This window comes from Streptomyces sp. NPDC002386 (assembly GCF_053593175.1).
Map to the genome: position 1 here is coordinate 66,331 of NZ_JBSFBX010000026.1, position 9,806 is coordinate 76,136.

Consider the following 9,806-nt stretch of genomic DNA (forward strand, 5'->3'; position numbering starts at 1 on the left):
CACACGACCCGGCACACGGCCCGGCCCCCGCACTCCGACAACTCCCCGTGCACACCCAGAGTTCCCGCCAGTTTCACATCCGATGCCACGAGCCCGTCACCGCTCCGCCATCCACTGCCGCATGACCGCCAGCAGATGGTCCGGATCGACCGGCTTCGTCACGTAGTCGGAGGCACCCGACTCGATCGCCTTCTCCCGGTCGCCCTTCATCGCCTTCGCCGTCAGCGCGATGATCGGCAGCCCCGCGAACTGCGGCATCCTGCGGATCGCCGTGGTCGTCGCGTACCCGTCCATCTCCGGCATCATGATGTCCATCAGGACCACCGCCACGTCGTCGTGCTGCTCCAGCACCTCGATGCCCTCGCGGCCGTTCTCCGCGTACAGCACCGACAGCCCGTGCTGCTCCAGCACGCTGGTGAGCGCGAACACGTTGCGGATGTCGTCGTCGACGATCAGCACCTTCTCACCGCCGAACCGCACCGCGCGCGCGATCTGCGGCGTGCTCTCCTGCTCGGCGACCGTGGTCCACTGCTCCGGCCGGTTCTCCGGCGGCGGCAGGCTCCGGCGGCGGCGCCTGAAGAGCGCGGCCGCCCCGTTCTGCGTCTCCCGGTACGACTTCACCTCCGCCGGCGTCTCGATCTCCGCCGACAGGTCCGCGTCCGGCCGGCCCTCGGAGGCGAGCAGCTCACCGGCCTCCAGGGCCTGCACGGACTGCTGGTAGCCCTGCGGCGGCAACTCGCTCGGATGCACCGGCAGGTACAGCGTGAACGTCGAGCCGCGGCCCGGTTCGCTCTGTGCGTAGATCTCACCGCCGAGCAACTGCGCGATCTCCCGCGAGATCGACAGACCGAGACCGGTGCCGCCGTACTTGCGGCTGGTCGTGCCGTCCGCCTGCTTGAACGCCTCGAAGATCACCCGCATCTTGCTGGCCGCGATGCCGATACCCGTGTCGGTCACCGAGAACGCGATCAGGCCGGCGTCCGGGTCGGTCAGCGAACCGGCCTCCAGCATCTGCTCCCGGATGATCTGGGGCACGTCGGCGCCGGCCGGGCGGATCACCAGCTCCACCGAACCGGAGTCGGTGAACTTCACCGCGTTGGACAGCAGGTTGCGCAGCACCTGCAGCAGCCGCTGCTCGTCGGTGTGCAGGGTGGCCGGCAGCTCCGGGGAGACCCGCACGGACAGGTCCAGGCCCTTCTCCGCGGTCAGCGGCCGGAAGGTCGCCTCCACGTAGTCCACGAGCTGGACGAGCGCGATACGCGTCGGGGAGACGTCCATCTTGCCCGCCTCGACCTTCGACAGGTCCAGGATGTCGTTGATCAGCTGCAGCAGATCGGAACCGGCGCCGTGGATCGTCTCGGCGAACTCGACCTGCTTCGGGGAGAGATTGCCCTCGGCGTTGTCGGCGAGCAACTTGGCCAGAATCAGCAGGGAGTTGAGCGGCGTACGCAGCTCGTGCGACATGTTGGCGAGGAACTCGCTCTTGTAGCGCATCGACACCGCGAGCTGCTCGGCCCGCTCCTCCAGGACCTGCCGGGCCTCCTCGATCTCGGTGTTCTTCACCTCGATGTCCCGGTTCTGCCGGGCCAGCAGCTCGGCCTTCTCCTCCAGTTCGGCGTTGGACGCCTGCAGCGCCTTCTGCCGGTTCTCCAACTCGGCAGACCGCTCACGCAGTTGCTCGGTCAGCTCCTGCGACTGCTTCAGCAGCAGCTCGGTCTTGGTGTTCACCGAGATGGTGTTGACACTGGTCGCGATCATCTCGGCGATCTGGTTGAGGAAGTCCTTCTGGATCTGCGTGAACGGCGTGAACGACGCCAGCTCGATCACGCCGAGCACCTTGCCCTCGAAGAGCACCGGCAGCACGACCACCTGCGCCGGCGGGGCCTCGCCGAGCCCCGAGGAGATCTTCAGATAGCCGCTGGGCGCGTTTTCCACCACGATCGTGCGCTTCTCCTGCGCGGCCGTGCCGATCAGCCCTTCACCCGGCCGGAACGACGCCGGCATGGACCCCATCGAGTAGCCGTACGAGCCGAGCATCCGCAGCTCGTAGTGGTCCTCGGCGTCGGCGCCGAGGTCCTGGCCCTCCATGAGCGGCATCGTCAGGAAGAACGCGCCGTGCTGCGCGGACACCACCGGCGTCAGCTCGCTCATGATCAGCGAGGCCACGTCCGCCAGGTCCCGGCGGCCCTGCATCAGCGCGGAGATACGGGCCAGGTTGCCCTTCAGCCAGTCCTGCTCCTTGTTGGCGATCGTGGTGTCGCGCAGGTTGGCGATCATCTTGTTGATGTAGTCCTGCAGCTCCTGGATCTCGCCGGAGGCGTCGACGTCGATCTTCAGGTTCAGGTCGCCGCGCGTCACCGCGGTCGCCACGCGCGCGATGGCACGCACCTGCCGGGTCAGGTTCCCGGCCATCTCGTTCACCGACTCCGTCAGGTCCCGCCAGGTCCCGTCGACGTCCCGCACGCGCGCCTGACCGCCGAGCTGCCCCTCGGTGCCCACCTCGCGGGCGACCCGGGTGACCTCCTCGGCGAAGCTGGAGAGCTGGTCGACCATCGTGTTGATCGTCGTCTTCAGTTCGAGGATCTCGCCACGGGCGTCGATGTCGATCTTCTTGGTCAGATCACCCTTGGCGATGGCCGTGGTGACCATGGCGATGTTGCGCACCTGACCGGTCAGGTTGGACGCCATCTGGTTCACGGACTCGGTGAGGTCCTTCCAGGTGCCCGCCACACCCGGCACATGCGCCTGACCGCCCAGGATGCCGTCCGTACCCACCTCACGGGCCACCTTGGTGACCTGGTCGGCGAACGAACTCAGCGTCCGCACCATGGTGTTGAACGTGTCGGCGAGCTGGGCGACCTCACCGCTCGCCTCGATGGTCACCTGCCGCGTCAGGTCACCGTTGGCGACCGCGGCCGCCACCTGGGAGATGTTCCGCACCTGCATGGTCAGGTTGTTGGCCATCAGGTTGACGTTGTTGCTCAGGTCCTTCCAGATGCCCGTGACGCCCGGTACGTGCGCCTGACCGCCCAGGATGCCCTCGGTGCCCACCTCACGGGCCACCCGCGTCACCTGCTCGGCGAAGCTGGAGAGCTGGTCCACCATCGTGTTCACCGTCGTGACCAGCTCGAGGATCTCGCCCTTGGCGTCGACGGTGATCTTCTTCGACAGGTCGCCCTTGGCGACGGCGGTCGTGACCTCGGCGATGTTGCGCACCTGGATGGTCAGGTTGTTCGCCATGAAGTTCACGGACTGCGTGAGGTCCTTCCAGGTGCCCGAGACACCCTGGACCTCCGCCTGACCGCCCAGCATGCCCTCGGTGCCCACCTCACGGGCCACGCGCGTGACCTCCTGGGCGAACGACGACAGCTGGTCCACCATCGTGTTCAGCGTGTTCTTCAGCTCCAGGATCTCCCCGCGCGCGTCCACGGTGATCTTCTGCGAGAGGTCACCGCGCGCCACCGCCGTGGCCACCTGGGCGATGTTGCGCACCTGGGCGGTGAGGTTCCCCGCCATGCCGTTCACGGAATCCGTCAGGTCCCGCCACACCCCGGCCACGCCCGGCACCTGCGCCTGACCGCCGAGGCGGCCCTCGGTGCCCACGTCCCGGGCGACCCGGGTCACCTGGTCGGCGAAGGCCGAGAGCTGGTCCACCATCGTGTTGATGGTGTTCTTCAGCTCCAGGATCTCCCCGCGCGCGTCGACGTCGATCTTCTGCGAGAGGTCACCGCGCGCCACCGCCGTCGTCACCTGCGCGATGTTGCGCACCTGACCGGTCAGGTTGGACGCCATCGAGTTGACGGAGTCGGTGAGCTCCTTCCAGGTGCCCGACACCCCGTCCACCCGGGCCTGGCCGCCCAGCCGCCCCTCGGTGCCCACGTCCCGGGCCATCCGCGTCACCTGGTCGGCGAAGCTCGACAGCTGGTCCACCATCGTGTTCACGGTGTTCTTCAGCTGGAGCATCTCACCGGAGACGTCCACGGTGACCTTCTGGGAGAGGTCACCGTTGGCCACCGCCGTCGTCACCTGGGCGATGTTGCGCACCTGGCCGGTCAGGTTGCGGAACGCCGTGTTGACGGAGTCCGTCAGGTCCTTCCAGGTACCGGCCGCGCCCGGCACCTGCGCCTGACCGCCCAGCTCACCCTCGACACCGACCTCACGCGCGACCCGCGTCACCTCGGCACCGAACGCCGAGAGCTGGTCCACCATCGTGTTGACGGTGTTCTTCAGCTCCAGCATCTCGCCGGCCACGTCCACCGTGACCTTCTGCGACAGGTCACCGCTGGCCACGGCGGTCGTCACCGCGGCGATGTCACGCACCTGCGTCGTCAGGTTCCGGAACACCGTGTTGACGGAGTCCGTCAGGTCCTTCCAGGTACCGGCGACACCCGGCACCGTCGCCTGACCGCCCAGCCGGCCCTCGGCGCCGACCTCGTTGGCCACGCGCGTGACCTCGTCCGCGAAGATGCGCAGCGTCTCGGTCATCTGGTTGATCGTCTCGGCGAGCTGCGCGACCTCGCCACGCGCCGGAACCGTCACCTTCTGCGACAGATCACCGTTGGCCACGGCCGTGGTCACCTGGGCGATCCCGCGCACCTGGGCCGTCAGATTCCCGGCCATCAGGTTCACCGAATCGGTGAGTTCCTTCCACGTGCCGTCCACACCCGGCACATGCGCCTGACCACCGAGGATGCCGTCGGTGCCGACCTCCCGCGCGACGCGCGTGACCTCCGAGGAGAACGCGGAGAGCTGGTCCACCATCGTGTTGACGGTGTTCTTCAGCTCCAGCATCTCGCCGGCCACGTGCACGGTGACCTTCCGCGACAGATCACCCTTGGCGACCGCGGTGGTCACCAGCGCGATGTCCCGCACCTGGGCCGTCAGCCGGGACGCCATCGTGTTGACGGAGTCCGTCAGGTCCTTCCACGAACCGGACAGCCCGCGCACCCGGGCCTGGCCACCGAGCTTGCCCTCGGTGCCGACCTCACTGGCCACGCGCGTGACCTCGTCGGTGAACGTCGAAAGCTGGTCGACCAGGTTGTTGACCGTACGGCCGACCTTCAGGAACTCGCCGCGCAGGGGGTGCCCGGTGCCGTCCGGCGCCTGCGTGCGCAGATCCATCCGCGGCGACAGGTCACCCTCCGCGACCCCCGTCAGGACCCGGCTGACCTCCGAGACGGGCCACACCAGGTCGTCGACCAGCGCGTTGGAGTTTTCGACCGCGGTCGCCCACGAGCCCTCGCAGGCCCCCGTCTCCAGCCGCTCCGTGAGCTTTCCCTCACGCCCCACCATGCGCCGCACGCGCGACAGCTCACCGGTCAGGTGCAGGTTGCGGTCGGCCACCTCGTTGAACACGGCGGCGATCTCCGACATCACGCCGTCCCCGGACACCGTGAGCCTCTTGCGGAAGTTCCCGTCCCGCATGGCGACCAGGGCCGCCTGCAGCCGGTTCAGGGCAGCCGTGTCCACGACGGTGGTGCCGCCGCCCCTGCCCTGGGACTGTCCGCCCTTCGCGCGCGCCTTCGTGCCCCGCGTCGCTGCGCCAGACTCCACTGTGTCCCTCCCGAAGGGGTAGACCGTTACTGCCGTGCTCGGTCACATCGGCCCGGTGTGCCGCTCCCGGGCACACCGGCTTGCTTCCGCGTACCCGTTACCGCTCGGTATTTCTGCCAGATGAGTTCCGGACACACCAGGGGCTGCTGCCCGCCATGCACGGAACACACTCGAACTGACCGGACCTTCATCAGAAGCTTGCCCAGTGTTTCACCCCGGCCGAACCAGGCCATAACAGTTCGGCAGCTTCGCACATCGTCCGCACACACCCTGGGGGGTTAAACAACGGCGACCGGCATCCGCTCGGACGGCGAAGGTAAGTAACCTTGCATGCGGCTGTCCAGCCGCACCGGTCCGTCCGGCCTGGGCGGTGGCACCAGAACGAGCGGGCATCGGAGGGGCGGCCGCAGAACATGACCACCGGACTGATCCCGGGGGGACACCCCCCGGAGCCACGGCCGACGGGCGAGCTGATGCCGCAGCAGCGGCGCGAGCCGGCCGGCCCCGCAGCCCTGTCCGCCGACAACAGGCCGAGGAGTTTTGTGATCACCGCGCGTGCGGCCGCCAGCTTCGAGCCCGTCGGACGATCGGTGGCGACCGCCCGGTCCTTCGTCCGCGACACCCTCCAGGGCTGGGGTTTCGCCGACATCATCGACGACGCGGTGGTTCTCACCAGCGAGCTCGTGACGAACGCGGTGGTGCACGCCGGTACGCACGCGGAGGTGCTGTGCCTGCGCACCGAGGACGGCGTGCGCATCGAGGTGTCCGACCGCTATCCCGAGCGCGAGCTGCCCGTGCAGAGCGCCCACGCCGCGATGGGCAACCCGGACCGCGAGGGCGGCCGCGGCCTGCAGCTCTGCGCGGCCCTGGCGGCCCGCTGGGGCGTGGACTACACGCCCACCCACAAGAACGTCTGGTTCCAGCTCGACCTGCCCGAGCGCCCGGTCGGCACCCGCGCCGCCGGCCCCTCGCTCCCCGCCGACCTGCTTCCGCTGGCGGACGGCCGGATCCGCGTCGCGGTCCTCCAGGTCGACCGCAAGGGCTCCATCAGCGCCTGGAACGAGGACGCGGAGGAACTGTTCGGCCACGCGGCGAGCGAGGTCGTCGGCAAGCCCCTGACCGACCTCGCGGCCTGGCCGCACACCCCGGGCACCGGCACCGGCATCGCCGAGGCCCTGCGGCTCTCCCGCTGGGAGGGCAGCTACGGCATCCGCCGCGCCGACGGCAGGGTCGCCCCGGTGTACGCCTCCCACCTGCGGGTCCGCGACACCGGCGGCGAGCCGTCCACCGTGTGTCTCCTGGTACGCGATCACGAGCGCGCCGTCCTGCAGACCCCGCTGCGCGGCCCGGCCACCGACCAGACGTCCTCCTCCGACGGGCAGAGCACCGACCCGTTCGAGGTCTTCATCGGCTCCCCCGCCCCCGACGACCTGGACGGCCTGCTCCAGCGCACCGTGGAGCGCGCCCGCGACATGCTCGACGGCGACTCGGCGTTCCTGCTGCTCGCGACCGACGACGAGACCGAACTCGAGGTCCGCGCCTCCACCGGACTGCCCTCCGCCCGCCAGCGCTTCGCCCGCGTGCCCGTCGAGGCCGGTCCCGGCCGCTACGGCTCCGCGCGCATGCCCGCCGTCCACGACGACCTCACCGCCGTCCCCGGAGCCGTGCCACTGCTGTCGGGCACCGGCATGCGGTCGGTGGTCACGGTCCCGCTCAAGGTCGAGGGCCGGCTGACGGGCTCCCTCGGTGTCGCCGCCGAGGCTCCCGGCCGGTACTCGAACGAGGAGGCACTGCGCCTGCAGTTCGCCGCCGACCGCATCGCGCTGGCCGTCGAGTCGGCCCGGCTCGGCGAACTGGAGCGGCTGCGCCGCGGCTCGCTCAGCTTCCTGGTCGAGGCCTCCGACCTGCTGGCCGGCACCCTGGACCGCGACCAGACCCTGGCCCTGATGGCACAGATGACGGTACCGACGCTCGCGACCTGGTGCGCGGTCTATACGATCGCCGACCAGGCCTCGGAGCCGTACCTGTCGTACGTGCTGCACGAGGACGAGGACCTCATCGACGGCATCAAGTCGCTGCTGTCGAAGGTCCCGGCACCCGACCCGGTACCGACGCCCGGCGCCCGGATCTGGTCCGCGCCCGGCGAGGTCGCCCACCAGGCGGCCCTGCGCAGTTCCATGCGCAGCCTCGGACTGTCCGGCGGCCCCACGCACCAGGTCGCCTCGGGCATCGGCCCCACCCTGGCGACCGCTTCCGCGGTGGGCGGCGAGACGGTCGTCCTGCCGCTGGTCGCCCGCAACCGCGTCATCGGCATGCTGACCCTCGGCAAGCCGACCGACGAGCACTTCCGCCAGGAAATCCTGGAACTGGCCGAGGACTTGTCCCGCCGGGCCGCACTCGCCCTGGACAACGCCCGTCTGTACTCGGAGCGCACGGCCATCAGCCAGTCCCTCCAGCGCAGCCTGCTCCCGCCCGGCCTGCCGCACATCGACGGCGTCGAGGTGGAGGTCATCTACCGCGCGGCCGGCGAGGGCAACGAGGTCGGCGGCGACTTCTACGACCTCTTCCCCATCGGCAACGGCGCCTACGGCTTCGCCATCGGCGACGTCTGCGGCACGGGCCCGAACGCGGCCGCGGTCACCGGCCTCGCCCGGCACGCGCTGCGCCTGCTGGCCCGGGAGGGCCTCTCCGGACCGGCGGTGCTGGAGCGGCTCAACTCGGCCATCCTCGACGAGGGCGACCGCAGCCGCTTCCTGACGCTGCTCTACGGCGAGATGCGGCCGCAGGAGGACGGCAGCGCCGAGTTGAAGGTGGTCTGCGCCGGCCATCCGCTCCCGCTGCGCCTGCGCCAGGACGGCACGGTCGTCCCGTTCGCCGAACCCCAGCCGCTGCTCGGCGTCATCGAGGACCTGGAGCTGTACGAGGAGACGGTCACGCTCGACCCCGGTGACGTCCTGCTCTGCGTCACGGACGGGGTCACCGAACGCCGGGAGGGCACCCGCATGCTGGGCGACGACGGCCTCGCCGACGTCCTCACCACGTGCACGGGCCTCACGGCGGGCGCGGTGGCCGCGCGCATCATGCGCGCGGTGGAACGCTTCGCCTCGGACGCCCCGTCCGACGACATGGCCATTCTGGCGATGCGAGTCCCGGAGCCCCACCAGGAGGCATGAGAAAGGCCCCGCCCGAATGGGCGGGGCCTTTCTGTCCGAGCCCCCAAACGGAATCGAACCGTTGACCTTCTCCTTACCATGGAGACGCTCTACCGACTGAGCTATAGGGGCCTGTCGCTTTCGAGGTTTCCCTCGCGGCAACAAGAAAACCATACCCTGAACAGGCCCGAGTCCCCAAACTCGTTCGGCGAACTCGTTCGGCGCACGTTCAGAAGGCGGGCTGAAGGAGTCCTCCCAGCGCGTTGCAGGCGGAGACGATCCGCTGCATCTCCCGCTTGGTGAGCGAGGCGTCCACCGGCAGGGCGAGTGTCTCGTCCGCGGCCCGCTCGGTCTCGGGCAGCGTGACACAGCGCCGGAACTCCGGGAGCCGGTGCACGGGAGTCTTCACGGGGACACGGCAGTCGATTCCCTTGGCCCGCAGGGCACGGGCGAAGACGTCGCGGTCCGGCCGGCCGTTGCCCGGCACCCGCACCACGTACTGCTGGTAGGTGTGCCCGGGACCACCGTCCGGGGTGCGCACGCCCTTCAACTTGGCGTCCAGGTAGGCGGCCCGCTCCCTGCGCTGCGCCAGCTCGTCGTACGGCGCCTCGGACTCCCCCTGCTCCAACACGAGCAGCCCGTGCAGCCGGCCCAGCTCGTGCAACCGCGCGATGTCCGCGCGCCGTCCGAAGCGGTGCACGACAACTACGCTCGCCGTGCGTGGAGTTATGACCGCTTCCACCGCTGACGGGTCGAGGCAGTAGTCGGCCGGGTCTATGTCGGCGAACACCGGCAGCGCACCCGCCTGGGTGACGGCCTCGGCCACTTCGACGTTCCCGAAGGCCGGCACGACGACCTCGTCACCGGCTCCTACGCCGGCCGCCCTGAGCATTGCAGCAGTACCCATGGCTCCGATGCTGAGCGTGCAACGTGAACTCGAAGTTACGCACAACAAAAAAGGGTTGGACCCCGAACCGAAGTTCGGGGTCCAACCCTTTCAAAATTTGTTCGGCGGCGTCCTACTCTCCCACAGGGTCCCCCCTGCAGTACCATCGGCGCTGTGAGGCTTAGCTTCCGGGTTCGGAATGTAACCGGGCGTTT

Annotated in this window: 3 protein-coding genes, 1 tRNA gene and 1 rRNA gene; 1 reads left to right on the forward strand and 4 read right to left on the reverse strand. The window is 69.4% G+C overall.

Annotation, left to right across the window (positions count from 1 at the left end):
• Nucleotides 1-96 precede the first annotated feature (96 nt).
• Entirely contained in the window at nucleotides 97-5,553 is a 5,457-nt protein-coding gene (locus ACWCPN_RS34110; RefSeq protein WP_365129928.1) for a HAMP domain-containing protein, read from the reverse strand.
• 413 nt (nucleotides 5,554-5,966) lie between these two features.
• Between ACWCPN_RS34110 and ACWCPN_RS34115 the strand changes: the two genes are divergently transcribed.
• On the forward strand, nucleotides 5,967-8,726 hold the full coding sequence (locus ACWCPN_RS34115; protein ID WP_451214383.1) for a SpoIIE family protein phosphatase: 2,760 nt from the start codon (nucleotides 5,967-5,969) through the stop codon (nucleotides 8,724-8,726).
• 38 nt (nucleotides 8,727-8,764) lie between these two features.
• Here ACWCPN_RS34115 and ACWCPN_RS34120 read toward each other — a convergent pair.
• From ACWCPN_RS34120 to rrf, 3 genes are all read right to left on the reverse strand, one after another.
• Nucleotides 8,765-8,837: transfer RNA gene (locus ACWCPN_RS34120), tRNA-Thr, on the reverse strand.
• Between the two features lie 97 nt (nucleotides 8,838-8,934).
• Nucleotides 8,935-9,597 carry a DegT/DnrJ/EryC1/StrS family aminotransferase gene (locus tag ACWCPN_RS34125; protein ID WP_451214387.1) on the reverse strand — a complete coding sequence of 221 codons (663 nt, stop codon included), beginning with the start codon at nucleotides 9,595-9,597 and terminating at the stop codon, nucleotides 8,935-8,937.
• A gap of 114 nt (nucleotides 9,598-9,711) precedes the next feature.
• A 5S ribosomal RNA gene (gene rrf / locus ACWCPN_RS34130) occupies nucleotides 9,712-9,806 on the reverse strand; the annotation flags it as partial.